Annotated in this window: 13 protein-coding genes; 3 read left to right on the top strand and 10 right to left on the bottom strand. The window is 74.2% G+C overall.

Going from position 1 to position 16,246, the window contains the following annotated elements; genetic code table 11:
* Window positions 1-61: 61 nt before the first annotated feature.
* From der to ACIO5E_RS28305, 4 genes are all read right to left on the bottom strand, one after another.
* Window positions 62-1,516, bottom strand: a complete 1,455-nt coding sequence (gene der / locus ACIO5E_RS28320) for a ribosome biogenesis GTPase Der (RefSeq protein WP_400673080.1) — start codon at window positions 1,514-1,516, stop codon at window positions 62-64.
* Between the two features lie 222 nt (window positions 1,517-1,738).
* Complete coding sequence (cmk, locus tag ACIO5E_RS28315) at window positions 1,739-2,452, bottom strand: (d)CMP kinase (protein ID WP_400673077.1); 714 nt, start codon at window positions 2,450-2,452, stop codon at window positions 1,739-1,741.
* A gap of 110 nt (window positions 2,453-2,562) precedes the next feature.
* Window positions 2,563-3,699, bottom strand: coding sequence for a DUF4419 domain-containing protein (locus ACIO5E_RS28310; protein WP_400673074.1), 1,137 nt, complete (start codon window positions 3,697-3,699; stop codon window positions 2,563-2,565).
* 110 nt (window positions 3,700-3,809) lie between these two features.
* A complete protein-coding gene (locus ACIO5E_RS28305) occupies window positions 3,810-4,895 on the bottom strand; it encodes a prephenate dehydrogenase (RefSeq protein WP_400673071.1) in 1,086 nt (361 codons plus the stop codon).
* Between the two features lie 329 nt (window positions 4,896-5,224).
* On the opposite strand from ACIO5E_RS28305, the gene ACIO5E_RS28300 reads away from it, so the two are divergent.
* The 3 genes from ACIO5E_RS28300 to ACIO5E_RS28290 all read left to right on the top strand — a co-directional run bounded on the left by ACIO5E_RS28300 (window position 5,225) and on the right by ACIO5E_RS28290 (window position 9,672).
* On the top strand, window positions 5,225-7,651 hold the full coding sequence (locus ACIO5E_RS28300) for a DUF4139 domain-containing protein (protein ID WP_400673068.1): 2,427 nt from the start codon (window positions 5,225-5,227) through the stop codon (window positions 7,649-7,651).
* A gap of 3 nt (window positions 7,652-7,654) precedes the next feature.
* Complete coding sequence (locus ACIO5E_RS28295; protein WP_400673065.1) at window positions 7,655-9,202, top strand: mucoidy inhibitor MuiA family protein; 1,548 nt, start codon at window positions 7,655-7,657, stop codon at window positions 9,200-9,202.
* Between the two features lie 107 nt (window positions 9,203-9,309).
* Window positions 9,310-9,672 (top strand): DUF952 domain-containing protein, encoded by a 363-nt coding sequence (locus ACIO5E_RS28290; protein WP_400673062.1) that lies wholly within the window; start codon window positions 9,310-9,312, stop codon window positions 9,670-9,672.
* Between the two features lie 93 nt (window positions 9,673-9,765).
* Here ACIO5E_RS28290 and ACIO5E_RS28285 read toward each other — a convergent pair whose 3' ends face one another.
* The 6 genes from ACIO5E_RS28285 to ACIO5E_RS28260 form a co-directional block, all read right to left on the bottom strand.
* Window positions 9,766-10,749 (bottom strand): helix-turn-helix domain-containing protein, encoded by a 984-nt coding sequence (locus tag ACIO5E_RS28285; RefSeq protein ID WP_280685963.1) that lies wholly within the window; start codon window positions 10,747-10,749, stop codon window positions 9,766-9,768.
* A gap of 278 nt (window positions 10,750-11,027) precedes the next feature.
* On the bottom strand, window positions 11,028-12,335 hold the full coding sequence (locus ACIO5E_RS28280; protein ID WP_400673059.1) for a pseudouridine synthase: 1,308 nt from the start codon (window positions 12,333-12,335) through the stop codon (window positions 11,028-11,030).
* A gap of 62 nt (window positions 12,336-12,397) precedes the next feature.
* Window positions 12,398-13,018: an SMC-Scp complex subunit ScpB gene (locus ACIO5E_RS28275; RefSeq protein ID WP_400673559.1), complete on the bottom strand. Its 621-nt coding sequence runs from the start codon at window positions 13,016-13,018 to the stop codon at window positions 12,398-12,400.
* A gap of 365 nt (window positions 13,019-13,383) precedes the next feature.
* On the bottom strand, window positions 13,384-14,250 hold the full coding sequence (locus tag ACIO5E_RS28270; RefSeq protein ID WP_400673057.1) for a segregation and condensation protein A: 867 nt from the start codon (window positions 14,248-14,250) through the stop codon (window positions 13,384-13,386).
* A gap of 219 nt (window positions 14,251-14,469) precedes the next feature.
* Window positions 14,470-15,084 carry a hypothetical protein gene (locus ACIO5E_RS28265; RefSeq protein WP_400673054.1) on the bottom strand — a complete coding sequence of 205 codons (615 nt, stop codon included), beginning with the start codon at window positions 15,082-15,084 and terminating at the stop codon, window positions 14,470-14,472.
* Window positions 15,081-16,148: a ParA family protein gene (locus tag ACIO5E_RS28260; protein ID WP_030245868.1), complete on the bottom strand. Its 1,068-nt coding sequence runs from the start codon at window positions 16,146-16,148 to the stop codon at window positions 15,081-15,083. Before ACIO5E_RS28260 ends, ACIO5E_RS28265 begins: the two co-directional genes overlap by 4 nt.
* Between the last annotated feature and the right edge of the window lie 98 nt (window positions 16,149-16,246).

Here is a 16,246-nt window from a genome sequence, read left to right as displayed (position 1 = left end):
GCCCACACCTGCTACCGGAACCGGAACCTGCCGACCGCTGTCGGTGGTACCCGCCGGCGCTCTACTTCTTCTTGCGCTTCTCCCGCACCCGCACCGAGATCGAGATCGGCGTCCCGACGAATCCGAACTCCTCGCGCAGCCGGCGCTCGATGAAGCGCCGGTAGCCGGCCTCCAGGAAGCCCGAGGCGAACAGCACGAACCGCGGCGGACGGATGCCCGCCTGGGTGCCGAACAGGATGCGCGGCTGCTTGCCGCCGCGGATCGGGTGCGGGTGGGCGGCCACCAGCTCGCCGAGGAAGGCGTTCAGCCGCGCGGTCGGGATGCGGGTCTCCCAGCCCTCCAGCGCGGTCTCGATCGCCGGGACGAGCTTCTCCATGTGCCGGCCGGTCTTCGCCGAGACGTTGACCCGGGGGGCCCACTGCACCTGGACGAGGTCGCGCTCGATCTCGCGCTCCAGGTAGTAGCGGCGCTCCTCGTCCAGCTGGTCCCACTTGTTGTAGGCGATGACGACGGCTCGCCCGGCCTCGACAGCCATCGAGATGATCCGGGTGTCCTGCTCGGCGAGGGTCTCGCTGGCGTCGATCAGGACGACCGCGACCTCGGCCTTGTCCAGTGCGGAGGAGGTGCGCAGCGAGGCGTAGAAGTCGGCGCCGGCGGTCAGGTGGACCCGGCGGCGGATACCGGCGGTGTCGACGAACTTCCAGGTCTTGCCGCCGAGTTCGATCATCTCGTCGACCGGGTCGCGGGTGGTACCGGCCAGTTCGTTGACGACCACCCGCTCCTCGCCGGCGACCTTGTTCAGCAGGCTGGACTTGCCGACGTTCGGGCGGCCGATCAGCGCGACGCGGCGCGGTCCGCCGGGGGCGGCGTCGCCGAAGGTCTGCGGCGGGGCCTCGGGCAGCGCGGCCATGACGGCGTCGAGCAGATCGCCCGAGCCGCGGCCGTGCAGCGCGGAGACCGGGAACGGCTCGCCCAGGCCCAGCGACCACAGGTACGCGGCCTCGGCCTCGGTGGACGGGCCGTCGACCTTGTTGGCGCACAGCACGGTCGGCTTGCCGGCCCGGCGGATGAGCTTGATCAGGGCTTCGTCGGTGTCGGTGGCGCCGACGGTGGCGTCGACGACGAACAGCACCGCGTCGGCCTGCTCGATGCCCAGCTCGGCCTGCGCGGCCACCAGCGCGTCGATACCGAGGACGTCGATCTCCCAGCCACCGGTGTCGACGACCTTGAAGCGGCGGCCGTTCCAGCTGGCCTCGTAGGTGACCCGGTCGCGGGTGACGCCCGGCTTGTCCTCGACGACGGCCTCGCGGCGGCCGATGATGCGGTTCACCAGGGTCGACTTGCCGACGTTCGGGCGGCCGACGACGGCCAGCACCGGCAGCGGGATGTGCTCGGCGCCGTCGAAGCCGTCCACGCCGTCGACGTCGAAGCCCTCCTCGGCGGCGAGGGCCATGAACTCGGCGTAGTCGGCGGCGTCCAGTTCACCAGGGCTGGTGTCGGAGTGCTCTGCGGTCATGTTCGTCTGTTCCGTTTCCCGGCCCGGCCCTTCCCAGGGGCGTGCCGTGCGTACCTGCCCCGCTCGGGGCAGCGCGATTGGTTCTCCGCGGCGCCTCGGCGGCACCACGGCTCATTCGGTCGTCGTACCGACGACATGTCCGGTCGGATCGACGTATGACGTATCCGGTCGGATCGACGTATCCGGTCCGATCGACGTGTTCGGTCACACCGATGTGTCCGGTCAGACCGACGACATCCCGGCCCGCTCCTCCACGAGCGCGGCGATCCGGTCGATCACCTGCTCCAGGGTGAGCTCGCTGGTGTCCACCAGGACGGCGTCCGCGGCCTGGGCCAGCGGGGCCGTCTTCCGGGAGGAGTCGGCGGCGTCCCGGCGGGCGAGGTCGGCGGCCATCGCGGTGATGGTCGCCTCGTCGACGCCCTTGGCGCGCAGCTCGGCCGCCCGGCGCTCGGCCCGGGCCCGCTCGGAGGCGGTCAGGAAGACCTTGACGGTGGCGTTCGGGAACACCACCGTCCCCATGTCCCGGCCCTCGGCGACGATGCCGCGCTCGGCGACCTCGGCGCAGCCACGCTGCAGCTCCACCAGCCGGGCCCGCACCGCCGGCACCGCGGACACGGCGCTGACCTGCGCCGTCACCTCGGGGCCGCGGATCGGTCCGGAGACGTCCTGGCCGTCCACCGTGATGGTGGGGCCGTCCGCGGCCGTGCCCGACACGATCACCGGCTTGCCGCACGCGACGGCCACCGCCTCCGCGTCGGTCACGTCGACCTCGTTGGCCAGCATCCACCAGGTCATCGCCCGGTACATGGCGCCGGTGTCCAGGAAGCTCAGGCCCAGCCTGGCGGCCACCGCCCGCGAGACGGTCGACTTGCCGGAGCCGGAGGGTCCGTCGATGGCGACGACGACCGGGGCGTGCGCTCGGTCGGCAGTATCCACGGGGCGAACCTCTCTCTAAACACTGGACCCGGGAGCCTGGGCAGGCACACGACCGGGGATTGTCTCCCTCAAGGTTAATGGACCGCCGACACACCCCGACCCCGCCCGCCTCAGGCCCCGGCAGCCTCCGCCTCAGGCCTCGGACCCACCTCAGGACTCGGTCCCGCCCGCTGGATCTGCAGAACGGCGTTCCCGAGCCGGGGCCGCAGGTACTCGCCGTCCCGCTCGATGCCGAGGACGCCACCCACGAAGGTCATCGGGAGCTCGGTGCCGAGGCGGTCCCAGACGAACGGCACCTTCGAGACGTGGGACGGGAAGTCGTTCGGCACGAAGCGGTCCCGGTGGTAGGGCGCGTTCGCCGCCTCCCACCAGCCGAAGGACTCCCGCAGCCGGGGGCCGGCCGCCGTCCGGGTGTGCGCGAAGAAGGTGGTGAGCCAGCCGGTCACCTGCGGGCCGCCGGACATCGACTCCCACTTGTGGAACGAACGCCAGAAGCACTCGTCCACCGGGCCGCCCGCCGCCGTCGCCGCGATCTCGTCGACCACCGGGCGCAGCTCGGCGAACCACGGCGCCAGCAGGTCGAAGCGCGCCGCGAGCTCGCCGACCCGCGCCGCCAGCAGCGCCCAGTCCTCGGCCGTGCCCTCCAGCCGGATCCGGGGGATGCCACAGCGGGTCTCCCAGCGGAAGTCGTAGTACGGGCTGACCACGTCCATCAGCGCCACCAGCGCCGAGGACTCGTCGTCCGGGCTCGTCGTCGAGAACGTCGGTTGGAACAGCTCCACCAGCTCCGACCCGACCGCCTCCGTCAGCGGCTCCCGCACCAGCCGGATCGACCGCGCCCAGTCCGGCCCCGACCCGAGCAGACCGTCGTCCCGGACCACGATCTGCCGCTTCACCCCGGGAGGCGCCGTGAACAGCCCTTCGTACACCGAGGCGTTCAACCGCACGTGCACCGCCACCTCGTGCACCACCGCGTACCAGAGCACGTCCGGCGACAGGCTCAACGGCAGGTGCTCGGCGAAGGCGGCGTGGGCCGCCCGCACCAGCAGGCTCCAGGTGGGCTCCGGCTCCGCGAACTCGGGGTACAGCGGCTCCGGCCTGGGCAGTTCGACCAGCGTCTCGACGCTTCGGTGGCGGATCCGGAACCCTCCGCCCACCACCGCCCGCAGGAACCGCTCGTTCCCCAGGTCCTCCAGCCGGCCGGAGGACCCGTGCCGGGTCTCGCCCAGCGGCAACTCGATGATCATTTCCCCCCTGCCGACAAACCCCTCAGTAGCGACTCAGCAGCCCCTCAGGCCCGGAAGGCTTCCGCCCCCTCAGCCCCTCGGCCCCGAGGGGCCCTCAGCCCCAAGGGCCCTCAGTCCCGGACGCTCCACCCGCTCGCCCGCAGCGCCACCGTGAGCGGCTTGACCGCCCCCGGCGCCACCGACAGCTGGACGAAGCCCACCTGCTGCCCGGTCGAGTGCTCGATGACGACGTCCTCGATGTTGACCCCGGCCGCGCCGACCTCGCCGAACAGCCGGCCCAGCTCGCCGGGCTGGTCCCCGAGCACCACGGCCACCGTCTCGTAACGGGTGGGCGGCGCGCCGTGCTTGCCGGGGATGCGGGCCTGGCCGGTGTTGCCGCGCCGCATGACGGCCTCGATCCCGGCCGCGCCCACCCGGCGCTCGCCCTCCTCGGCGGCGTCCAGGGCGCGCAGCGCGGTGACGGTGTCGCCGAGGTCGGCGGCCACCTCCTCCAGGATGTCGGCGACGGCACCCGCGTTGGCGGAGAGGATGTCGACCCACATGCCGGGGTTGGAGGCGGCGATGCGGGTGACGTCCCGGACACCCTGGCCGGAGAGCCTTATGGCGGTCTCGTCGGCGTGCTCCAGCCGGGCGGCGACCAGCGAGGACACCAGCTGCGGGGCGTGCGAGACCAGGGCGACGGCGCGGTCGTGCGCGGCCGCGTCCATCACGATCGGCATCGCGCCGCAGAGCGCGACCAGCTCCAAGGCGGCGTTGAGCGTCTCGGTGTCGGTGTCGTCGGTGGGGGTGAGCACCCAGGGCCGGCCCTCGAACAGGTCGGCGCGGGCGGCCAGCGGGCCGGAGCGCTCGCGGCCGGCCATCGGGTGGCTGCCGATGTAGTGGACGGTGTCGCAGCCGAGCGCGGCGACCTCGCTGCGCGGACCGGCCTTGACGCTGGCGACGTCGGTGTACCAGCGGGCCAGGTTGCGGCGCTGGCAGTCCGCGAGCACCTTGCCGACCAGGGCGGGCGGGACGGCGATGATCGCCAGGTCGACCGGGCCCTCGGCCGGCTCGGTGGTGCCGGCGCCGAGCGAGGCCGCGGTCCGGGCGGCGTCCGGATCGGCGTCCTCCAGGTGGACGGTCAGCCCGCGGCCGGCCAGGGCGAGCGCGGCGGAGGTGCCGATCAGTCCGGTACCGACGACGACGGCAGTGCGCATGGCGGGTCGCGCTCCTTCTCGAATTCTCGGGTACGCGGGTACTCGGGGTCTCTGGTTCTCGGGCCGGCCGGGCTCCCGAGACGGGCCGGGAGCACACCCGCCCCATCCTCTCGCATCCACCCCACCGGCGCCCCCACCACCCACCGGGTGGGCAACCGCGACGGACCCACCCCCGTCCCACCGCGTGCGGACGCACGGCGGGCCCCGCGGCGGGCACCCACGCCGCGCCCCGCGAAATCCGGCGACGCCCGCACCGAAGCCGGGCAGACTGGCCGCCAACGCGGCGCGGGCGACACGCGGAACACGGCACGCGAACGAAGGGGTTGCGCATGGACGATCAGCACAGCGGCGACGATCAGCACGGCGCCGACAACCGGCACAGCGTGGACAACCGGCACAGCGTGGACAACCGGCACGGCGTCGACAGCCGGCACGACGACGACGATCGGCACGGCGGCGGGGCCGGGCAGTCGAAACCGCCGGCTGTCCCCGCCCACCCGTCCGTCCTGGACTCGGTCGCGGTGTACGCCGAGGGCGCGGTGTGCCGCCGCCGGGCCAGCGTCCCGGTCCCGGCCGGCGGCCGGCTGCGGCTGACCGGCCTGCCGTCCTCGCTGGACGGCCGCTCGCTGCGCGCCCGGGTGCTCGGTGGCCCGGCCGGGGCGGCGGTCACCGAGGCCCGGCTGGAGCTGCTCACCGAGTTCCACGAACCGGCCGAACTCCCCCGGCTCCGCCGCGAGTTGGACGATGCCATGGAGCGCCAGAGCACGCTCACCGAGCGCCACCGGCTGGTCCTGACCGCGATCGCCGAGACCTCCGCGCTGCGCGCCGTGCCGCCGCAGCGACGGCGCGAGGAGCCGCTGCGCCGTACGCCCGCCGACGCCTGGCTGGAGCTCGCCGACTTCGTCGACGAGCGCCTGGACCGGCTCCAGGAGCGCGCCGAGGAGCTCACCCGGGAGATCGAACTCGCCGACCACGAGCGTGAGTTGGCCGCCGACCGGCTGGACCGCGCGTCCACCGCCGGCCCCGCCCTCCCGATCGAGACGGCCGCCACCGTCCTGCTCACCCTCACCACACCCACCGCGGAAACCACCACGGAGCCCGCCCCGGAAGCCTCCCCCGGCCCCACCACGGAAGCCGCCCCGGAACCCTCCGGACCAGCCCCCGCCGAGCCCCCCGCCCGACTCGACATCGAGCTGGAGTACGGCGTCCCCGCCGCCCGCTGGGTACCCGCCTACCGCCTCTCCTATCGCCACGGCGCCGACACCGGCCGACTCGTCCTGCGCGCCGCCATCGCCCAGCAGACCGGCGAGGACTGGTCCGGCGTCCGACTCGCCCTCTCCACCGCCGACCTCGACCGCCGCACCGACCTGCCCCGGCTCCGCTCGCTGCGGATCGGCCGCAGCCAGCCCGCCCCGCCGCCGTCCGGCTGGCGCGAGCCCCCGGCCGGCCTGGCCGACCTCTTCACCGGCTACGACGCGGCCGGCACCGGCTCCCGCCCGACCCCGCGCCACGCCGCCGCACTCCCCGTCTCGGCCCCGGGCCCGTACGGCTACACCCCCGAGGTCGGGAGCCTCGGCGGCGCCCGGGCCTCCGGTCCACGCCCGGCCGCCCCCGAGCTCGTGGCCGACGCCGCCCGGCTGGCTTCCCCCGCCTCGCGCGGCGGCACCCTGGACGTCAACGAACCGGTCCCGGCGCCCCCGCCCACCCCGACCGGCTTCGCCGGCTACGGCGCCGCACCCGCCTCGATGCCTCAAGCCCCGCTGCCCCAGGCCTCCCCGCCGCCGCCCGCCCCCGTCGCGCCGGGCGGCGCGCCCCCGCCGGACCTGCAGCCCGCCGCCCGCCGTTCCCGCCACCGCGGCTACCGCGGCTACAACGGCAGCGACGGCACCGTCGCCGAGGCCCCCGTCACCGGCTTCACCCCGGACGCCGCCCTGCTCGACTATCCCGACCTCGTCCTCGCCGGTCCCGACGCGCCCGCCGCCGAACGCGGCACCCTGCGCGCTCCGGCCGAGCGGGTCGGCCGCGAGCAGCTGGCCGCGACGGTCCCGGGCGGCTCCGGCGGCGAGCGGGTCCGCCACCTCGTGCTCCCCCGGCACGCCGTCCCGCCCCGCGTGTCGGCCGGCTCCTTCGATCACCGCTTCGACTCCACCGCCCCCGCCGACATCCCGTCCGACGGCACCTGGCACACCGTCACGATCGACGAGATCCCGGTGTTCATCCGCCCGGAGTACGTCACCGTCCCCTCGGTCGAGGAGAAGGTGTACGCCACCCTGGTGCTCGCCAACCGGACCGACCGCGCCGTGCTCGCCGGCCCGGTCGAGGTCACCGTCGACGAGGAGTTCCTGCTCACCGCCGCCCTGCCCACCCTCGCCCCCGGTGGTGAGCGGCGCCTGGGCATCGGTGTGACCGAGAGCATCGAGGTGGCGCGCCGCACCGAGCTGCACGAGTCCACCGCGGGCATGCTGAACAGCAGCACCGTGCTCGACCACCGGGTGCACGTCCAGCTGGCGAACCGGCTCGGCCGCACCGTCACCGTGGAGGTCCGCGAGCGCGTGCCGGTCACCTCCGACGCCGAGATCCGGATCGAGGAGCGGGCCGACTGGCACGCCCCGACGGTCTCCACACCGGACTGCCCGCCCAGCACCCGGCTCTGGCGGGTCGACCTGCCGCCCGGCGGCCGCACCGAGCTGGACGGCGGCTACCAGATCAAGATCCCGGCCGGAAAGGCCATCGTCGGCGGAAACCGGAGGAACTGAACGATGACCGGAGCGACCATCCCCCTCCCCGTCTCCGCCGTCACCTGCCTGGAGGACCGCAGCCAGGTCGAACGCACGGCCACCGTCGACCTCGCCGCGGGCGTTCAGCGGCTGCGGCTGGGCCCGCTCACCGCACTCGCCGTCGACCGCACCCTGCGCGCCGAGACCACCGCCTCCGGCACCCGCGTGCTGGACGCCCGGATCGTCCGCGACTGGAGCCCGCGCGCCCCTCTGCCACCCGGCCCGGACGACTCCCGGCTGCGCCGCCGGCTGCACGAACTGGAGACCGAGAGCCGCCTCGCCGACCGGACCCGCGCCCGGCTGGAGGCCCGGCTGGCACTGCTCGCCCAGCTCTCCGCCGACCTGCTGCGCGAGGTCGGCGAGGGCGCCGGGATCGGCGAGATCGAACGCACCCGCTGGGCCCGCGAACTGGACCGGGTGGACGTCGAGCGCGAGCGCCACGGCGAGGAACTGCGGGCCACCCACTCCCGTCTGCGCCGCCTGGAGCAGGAGCGCTCGCAGGCCCTGATCGCCCTCGACCAGGCCGAGGAGGACCCGGCCGAGCTGATCGCCCACCTGGAGCTCACCGTCGAGGCGGCGCAGCCCGGCCCGAGCGGGCTGACCGTCACCCACCTGGTGCCGTGCGCGCTCTGGCGCCCCTCGTACCGGGCCACCCTGGACGGCGGGAGCCTGCGGCTGGAGTCGGAGGCGGTGGTCTGGCAGCGCACCGGCGAGGACTGGACCGGCGCCCGGCTCACCTTCTCCACCGCCCGCTCGGCCCTCGCCACGGACCCGCCCGCCGTCACCGAGGACGTGCTGTCGTTGCGCGAGCGCACGGCGGAGGAGCGCCGCACGGTCGAGGTGGAGCTGCGCGAGGAGACGATCAGCACGCTCGGCCCCGCCGCCGGCGTACCGGGGGTGGACGACGGCGGGGAGGTCCGGGTGCTGCCCGCGCCCGCCCCGGCCACCGTGCCCTCCGACGGCCGGGCTCACCGGGTGCCGCTCGGCGCCTTCACCGGGCCGGCGAACAGCGAGTACGCCTGCGCGCCGGAGCTGTCCCCGCTGGTGACCCAGGTGGTCCGGTTCCGCAACGCGGCCGGGCACCCCCTGCTCGCCGGCCCGGTCGAGCTGGTCCGCGGCAGCGGCTTCACCGGCCGGGGTGAGCTGGGCTTCACCGCCACCGGCGCCGAGGCCGAGCTGGCGTTCGGCAGTTCGGACGGCTACCGGGTGGTCCGCGAGACCGAGGAGCGCCAGGCCACCGCCGGGCTCACCGGCCGCCAGACGACCACCCGGACGGTGCGGCTGCACCTCTCCCGCTTCTCCGGCCCGGAGGAGCGGGACGAGCAGGTCGTCGCGGTCCGCGAACGGGTGCCGGTCTCCGAGGTGTCGGCGGTGGAGGTGCGGCTGCGCAAGGAGGAGTGCTCCCCCTCGCCGGACTCCTTCGACGCCGCGGGCATCCTCCGCTGGGACGTCCCGCTCGGGCCCGGCGCCCGCCGGACGGTCACGCTGGTGTACGAGATCGCCGTGACCGCCAAGGTCGCCGGCCTCTGAGCACCCCGACCCCGACCACCCCGACCCGACCACCCCGACCCCGGGCTCCACGCCGATCCGCTCGTGACGACCACTCAGGACCAGACCAAACCGGGTAGAACAGGAACATGATCCTCCACCTCACCCCCCTGGACGACTGGCTGTCCGACCCCGGTCGGCCGTACACCGCCGCGTCGCTGCTCACCGACGGGTTCATCCACTGCTCGGCGGACGAGCAGACGGCGCTCGCGGTGGCCAACGCCTTCTTCGCCGATACTCCCGACCCGCTGATGGTGCTGCTGATCGAGGAGTCGCTGGTGGAACCGATGGTCAAGTGGGAGGCCCCGCACGGCGCACCGCCGCCCGGGGCCACCCCCGGCGCGCTGTTCCCGCACGTCTACGGACGGCTCAACCGCTCCGCCGTCCAGGGCCTGCTGAAGGTCGAGCGCGGCCCGGACGGCCGCTGGGCGAGCCTCACCCCCTGGAGCTGACGACCCCTGCGGCCCGCTCGGTCCTGATCAGAGCCGGCCCTGATCAGAGCCGGCCCTGATCAGAGCCGGCCCCGGTCCAGAACCGGCCCCGGCTCAGAGCCAGCCCCGCTCCCGGGCCGCCATGCCGGCCTGGAAGCGGGTGGTGGCGCCCAGCGACCGCATCAGGCTCTGCAGCCGGCGCTGGGTGGTCCGGGCGCTCCAGCCGAGCGACCGGGCGATCGACTCGTCGGTGAGGCCGGCCGCCAGCAGGCCCAGCAGCTTGCGGTGGTCGGCCTCCGGCTCCAACGTCGCGTCCCCGGTGCCGATCGCGGCCTGCAGTTGGACGGCGCGCTCCCACTCCGCCTCGAACAGCGTGTCCAGCGCCTGGAGCAGGGCGGAGGGGTGGATGACGTACGCGGCGTCGAGGACGCTGTCGCCCACGCTGATCGGGATGATCGCCATCCGGTCGTCCGACATGATCATCTTCATCGGTAGTGACGGCCGGACCCGGGCCTCCTCGCCGTCCGCCACACCGGCCAGGATGTTCCGCTCCAGCCGGCCCGGCCAGGCCACGGCGTCCCGGTCGTAGATGGTCCGCAGCCGCAGGCCCTCCCGCAGCCGCCGCCGCTGCAACGGGATCGGGGCCACCGGGTCCTGGATGTACGGCGGCCGGTCGAAGCCGCGGACCTGGTACTGGCTGGTTTCGGTGATGTGCTCCAGCCGCTGCGCGATCGCCTCGCCGCCGGTCAGCACCTCCACCGAGTGCGCCGGGTCGGTGTACCGGGAGGCTTCCCGGAAGGCGTCCATCAGGCGGTGCATCTCGGCCCGGGCGTGCCGTAGTTCGGACTCGCGGTGGCCGATCAGGGTGCCGATCGCGACGTCGGGGGCGACCGGCAGGTAGCGCTGCCGGTCCACCGGCGCCCGGGTCGCCATGCCCTGCTGCGCCAGCCGGTCCAGGGCGCGCACGCCCTGCTGGAGCGTCAGGCCGCAGCTGGCGGCCAGCTCCTCCGCGGTGGACTGCGGATTGGCCACCAGCGTCGCGTAGACCAGTCCGTCCGGCTCGGCCAGTCCCAGTGCGCTGAGTGGTGCATCGGACACGACGCCGTCTCCCCCGTTCGCCCCCACCGGCGCCCGCCCTGGCGCAGTCCCGCCACTGGGCGGGTGGTGGTCCGGTGGCCATCCTCTGCCACGGATCATGACGCTGACAAGGCCGTGACCAGGGGTTGCGGCCCGCCTCACAGCCCGCCCCCGCCGAACGGCTGAGGGCCTCCCCGTCACTCGACGGGGAGGCCCTCAGCAGAAACCCGAATATACCGACCGGTCTACATATCGCCCGGGTTCCATACCGACCGGTCTATAGAAATATACCGACCGGTCTACAGACCGACCTCGCGCATCAGCTGCCCCACCTCGGGGTTGGTCAGGCGGCGCAGCCAGCCCGACTTCTGGTCGCCCAGCGCGATCGGACCGAAGTGCGTGCGCACCAGCTTCTCGACCGGGAAGCCGGCCTCGGCCAGCATCCGACGGACGATGTGCTTGCGGCCCTCGTGCAGGGTCACCTCGACCAGGTAGTTCTTGCCGACGTTGGAGATCACCTTGAAGCTGTCGGCGCGCGCGTAGCCGTCCTCCAGCTCCACGCCCTGGGCCAGCTGCTTGCCCAGGTCACGCGGGATCGGCCCCTGGATGGCGGCCAGGTAGGTCTTGGTCACGCCGTACCGGGGGTGGGTGAGGCGGTGGGCCAGCTCGCCGTGGTTGGTGAGCAGGATGATGCCCTCGGTCTCGGTGTCCAGCCGGCCGACGTGGAACAGCCGGGTCTCCCGGTTGGTCACGTAGTCGCCGAGGCACTGCCGCCCGTCCGGGTCCTCCATGGTGGAGACCACGCCGGCCGGCTTGTTGAGCGCGAAGAACAGGTACGACTGGGTGGCGACGGTCAGGCCGTCCACCTTGATCTCGTCGTTCTGCGGGTCGACCCGCTTGCCCTGCTCGGTGACGCGCTTGCCGTTGACCTCGACCCGGCCCTGCTCGATCAGCTCCTCGCAGGCGCGGCGGCTGCCGATGCCGGCCCGGGCCAGCACCTTCTGCAGGCGCTCGCCCTCGGGCTCGCCGAAGGTCTTGGGCAGCTTGACGGCGGGCTTGTCGTGCCGGGCGAGGACGGCGTCCTCGATCTTGGCCTGCAGTTCACGCGAGCGCTGCGGCTGGCGGCGCGGGTCGCCCGGGGCACCCTGGCCCTCACGACGCGGACGCGGGGCCGGGCCGGGGCGCCGGCCGGCGAAGCCGCCGCGGGCGGGGGTGGCGTTGGGGCCGCCGCCGAACTCGGGGCGGTCGTAGCGCCGCTCCTCGGGCCGCAGCGGGCGGTCCGGGTACCGGCGGTCATCGCGGCGATCGTCCCGCCGGTCGTCGCGACGGCTGTCCCGCCCGTACGAGCCGGAGCCGCCCCGGGAGCTCGAACCCGAGCCACCGCCGTACGAACCGCCGCGCGAACCCGAACCCGAACCACCGCCGTACGAACCCCCACGGGAGCCCGAACCCGAACCACCGCCGTACGAACCCCCACGGGAGCCCGAACCCGAACCCGAGCCGCCGCGGCCGCTGCCGCCGTAGGAGCTGCCGCCCCGGCCCCCGCCCTGTCCGCTGCGACCGCTGCCGCCGCCGCTGCCGTTCCTGCCGTTGCCACTGCTACGCATCAAAGTGTCCGTACGTCGTTCCGTCTGGGATGTGCGGTCGTTTCGGCCGACCTCACCGCCCCCTACCGATCAGGCGCAGCCCGACCGGCCTCGCCACTGCCGTCCACGACCTGTACGGCAGCGGCGGCGACCGCCTCCGCGATCATCGTGCCCTCCAGGGACTCCGCTTCCACGTCGTCGACCTCGGGCAGGAAGGGAGCAAGCTCCGGCAGCTCGTCCAGGCCGCGGAGCCCCATCCGTTCCAGGAAGTAGTTCGTCGTCCGATACAGGATCGCACCTGTTTCGGGCTCGGATCCGGCCTCTTCCGCCAGTCCTCGCTGTACCAGGGTACGCATCACGCCGTCACAGTTCACACCACGGACGGCGGAAACCCGGGATCTGGACACCGGTTGCCGGTAGGCGACGACCGCCAGGGTCTCCAGCGCGGCCTGCGTCAGCCGGGCCTGCTGGCCGTCCAGCAGGAAGCGGTCGACGGCCGGCGCGCAGGTGTCCCGGCTGTAGAACCGCCACCCGCCGGCGACCAGCCGCAGGTCGAATCCCCGGCCCTGGGCGGTGTACTCGGCGGACAGTTCGCGCAGCGCCACGGCCACCTGCGCCCGGGGTCGCTCCAGCACGCCCGCCAGCCGCTCCTCCCCGGCGGGCTCGTCGACGACCATCAGGATCGCCTCCAGCTCGGCCTTCAGCCCGGCGGCGGCCGGGCCCTCGTCCTCGACCGGATCGGTAGCGCCGGTAGTCGACGGAGCCGACTTCCGGTGCACGACCCGCGCCTCACCCTCCCCAGAGGCCGCCACCAGCGCCACAGGCGGCACAGGAGCCACCTCAGGAGCCCCGGCAGGCTCCACCACCGGCTCCGCGACCGGCACCGGCTCCGCGACTGGCTCCGGCAGCAGCTCGAAGGCCGGCTCCAGCCACTCCTCGGCCCGCGGCCGCCCCGGCAACCCGAGCGGGCGCCGCACCGGCCGCCCGCCGCCCTCGCTCGCGCCACCCCCGCTCCCGCCACCGCTCCCGACGCCCCCGCTCCGGCCGCCCCCGCCCTCGTTCCCGCCGCTCATCGACTCTCCTCCCGCTCACCCGCCGGCCGATCGAACTCGTCCGTCACCTCGACCGAGCCCCGATCCGCCTCCGCCACCCAGCGCACCAGCAGCTCGCCCAGCGCCTCCGGCTGCTCGAAGGCCAGCACCCGCTCCCGGTACAGCTCCAGCAGCGCCAGGAAGCGGGCGACGACCACCAGGTCGTCCGGCGCGTCCGCGACCAGCCGCTGGAACGACGCCTCGCCCAGCTCGGTGAGCAGCCCGACCACCAGCCCGGCCTGCTCGCGCACGCTGACCGGCGGGCTGTGGATGTGGTCGACGTACACGACCGGCTTCGGCTTGGGCTCCATGGCCTTGGCCGCCAGCTGTGCGAGCCGCTCCGGGCCGACGGTGATCACCACCTCGGGCAGCAGCGCGGCGTGCCGCGGCTCCAGCCCGACGGTGCGCGGGCGCCGGGCCAGCTCGGCGGCCCAGCGCTCGCCGAACAGGGCCGCCGCCCGCTTGTACGCCCGGTACTGCAGCAGCCGGGCGAACAGCAGGTCGCGGGCCTCCAGCAGCGCCAGGTCCTCCTCGTCCTCGACCTCGGCGGCGGGCAGCAGCCGGGCGGCCTTGAGGTCGAGCAGGGTCGCGGCGACGACCAGGAACTGGGTCGCCGCGTCCAGGTCCCAGTCCGGGCCCATCGCCCGGATGTGCGCCATGAACTCGTCCGTGACGGTGGCCAGCGCCACCTCGGTGACGTCGAGCTTGTGCTTGGCGATCAGGCTGAGCAGCAGGTCGAAGGGGCCTTCGAAGTTGTCCAGCCGTACCTGGAAGCCGCCCCGCGACGGGTTCTCGTGCTCGGTCGCGTTCACGGCGGTGGCGGGTGGTTCGGCGGTGCTCGGCATGACGGTCCATCTTCACCCGGCCCGGCCGCCCGCCCCGTCCCGGGGTCGTCGACACGCCGTCGACACGCCGCCAGCACGCACCGTCACGCACCATCACGCCGTCGACACGCGCTCGTCGCGCACGCGTCGCGCACTCGGCAGGCCGTCGACAAGCCGTCGACGCGCAGTCGCCCCGCCGCCGAGCAGCACCGGGGCGCCCGCCGAGGCCCGGGAGGGGGCCTACCGGCCGCGCAACCGCCGGACCAGGATGGAGGCCTCACCGCGCTGCTCCAGGTCCGCCAGGACGACCGCGATGGCCTCCCGGACGATCCGCCCGCGGTCCACGGCCAAGCCGTGCTCGCCGCGCAGCACCAGCCGGGTGTGCTCCAGGTCCATGAGCTCCTCGGCGGACACGTACACGGTGATCTTCTCGTCGTGCCGCTCGCGCCCGCTGGGGCGGCGCGGCGCCCGACCGCGCGGCCGGGCGCGCCCGGCGGTGCCGGGCTGCTCCTCGGCGGCGCCGGGGTGCTGGCGGCCGATCGGCGCGACGGCGGCGCCTCGACCGCCGGAGGCGGCCTGCGCGGTCCCCTGGGGCCCGGCCGCCGTGGCGGAGCGCTGGGCGGGCGGCTGCACGGACGCCGGTGCGCCGGTGGCCGGCTGCTGGTCCTGGGACGGCTGGCGCCCGGCCTCGCCGGTGCGCTGGGCGTCCCGGGCGCCCTCGGCGCCCTCCGTGCCGTCGCCGGTCCGCGCGGTCTCCGGTCTGGATGCCTCGGCGGCCGGACGCGGTGCGAGGGACGGCGACAACGCCATCCCGCCGGTGGTCCGGAACAGCTCGTCGGCACCCGGGAGACTCACTCGGCGGGGCGGCACCGGTCGAGCACCTCCCTGGCGAGCTGACGGTAGGCGGCGGCACCGACCGAGTTGGTCGCGTACGTGGTGATCGGCTCGCCGGCGACGGTGGTCTCCGGGAAACGGACCGTCCGCCCGATGACGGTGTGGAAGACGTGCTCGCCGAACGCCTCGACGACGCGCGCCAGCACCTCGCGGCTGTGCACGGTGCGCGAGTCGTACATGGTCGCGAGGATGCCGTCCAGGCGCAGCTCGGGGTTGAGCCGCTCGCACACCTTCTCGATGGTCTCGGTCAGCAGCGCGACGCCGCGCAGCGCGAAGAACTCGCACTCCAGCGGGACGATGACGCTGTGAGCGGCGGTCAGCGCATTGACCGTCAGCAGGCCCAGCGAGGGCTGGCAGTCGATGATGACGTAGTCGTAGTCGGGCAGCAGCGGCTTCAGGGCGCGCGCCAGCGCGGACTCCCGGGCCACCTCGCTGACCAGCTGCACCTCGGCGGCGGAGAGGTCGATGTTGGACGGCAGCAGGTCCATGCCCGGCACGGCCGTCTTGAGCAGCACCTCATCGGCCGTCAGGCCCCGCTCCATGAGCAGGTTGTAGACGGTGACGTCGAGCTCCATCGGATTGACGCCGAGGCCGACCGAGAGCGCGCCCTGCGGGTCGAAGTCGACGAGCAGCACCCGGCGGCCGTACTCGGCCAGCGCGGCGCCCAGGTTGATGGTCGACGTGGTCTTGCCGACGCCGCCCTTCTGGTTGCACATGGCGATGATCTGCGCGGGGCCGTGCTCGGCGACCGGCGCGGGGATCGGGAAGTACGGCAGCGGCCGGCCGGTCGGGCCGACCCGCTCGCGGCGCTGGCGCGCGGCGTCGGGGGCCAGCGTGGCGGCGTACTCCGGGTCCGGCTCGTACTCGGCGTCCGGGTCGTCGTAGGCGCCGTAGGCGAACTCGCCGTAGGCCAGGCCGTAGGCCGCCAAGTCGGCGTCGTGATCGGTCACCGTGGTCACCTGTGCTGTGTTCTGGCGTGCTTCGAAGGTACGGAGTGCGACCGAGCCGACCTCGGCCGAGCCCACGGAGGGCTGCCGGGCCCCGGACTCCTCACTCGGCTGGCCGGCGGTGCGCTCCGCCAGTCCTGGCTGACCACCCCCGGGAGCAAATGTCGACTCATTCA

The sequence above is a fragment of the Kitasatospora sp. NPDC087314 genome (assembly GCF_044744365.1).
Classification (GTDB): domain Bacteria; phylum Actinomycetota; class Actinomycetes; order Streptomycetales; family Streptomycetaceae; genus Kitasatospora.
The sequence above is the reverse complement of the archived record's forward strand: the minus strand, read 5'-3'. Positions and strand labels throughout refer to the sequence as shown.

Coding starts and splice junctions, on each gene's coding strand:
- ACIO5E_RS28305 (WP_400673071.1), bottom strand. CDS start 4,895: ATGCGCACTGCCGTCGTCGTCGGTACCGGACTGATCGGCACCTCCGCC.
- ACIO5E_RS28270 (WP_400673057.1), bottom strand. CDS start 14,250: ATGCCGAGCACCGCCGAACCACCCGCCACCGCCGTGAACGCGACCGAG.
- ACIO5E_RS28310 (WP_400673074.1), bottom strand. CDS start 3,699: ATGATCATCGAGTTGCCGCTGGGCGAGACCCGGCACGGGTCCTCCGGC.
- ACIO5E_RS28295 (WP_400673065.1), top strand. CDS start 7,655: ATGACCGGAGCGACCATCCCCCTCCCCGTCTCCGCCGTCACCTGCCTG.
- ACIO5E_RS28280 (WP_400673059.1), bottom strand. CDS start 12,335: ATGCGTAGCAGTGGCAACGGCAGGAACGGCAGCGGCGGCGGCAGCGGT.
- ACIO5E_RS28300 (WP_400673068.1), top strand. CDS start 5,225: ATGGACGATCAGCACAGCGGCGACGATCAGCACGGCGCCGACAACCGG.
- der (WP_400673080.1), bottom strand. CDS start 1,516: ATGACCGCAGAGCACTCCGACACCAGCCCTGGTGAACTGGACGCCGCC.
- ACIO5E_RS28290 (WP_400673062.1), top strand. CDS start 9,310: ATGATCCTCCACCTCACCCCCCTGGACGACTGGCTGTCCGACCCCGGT.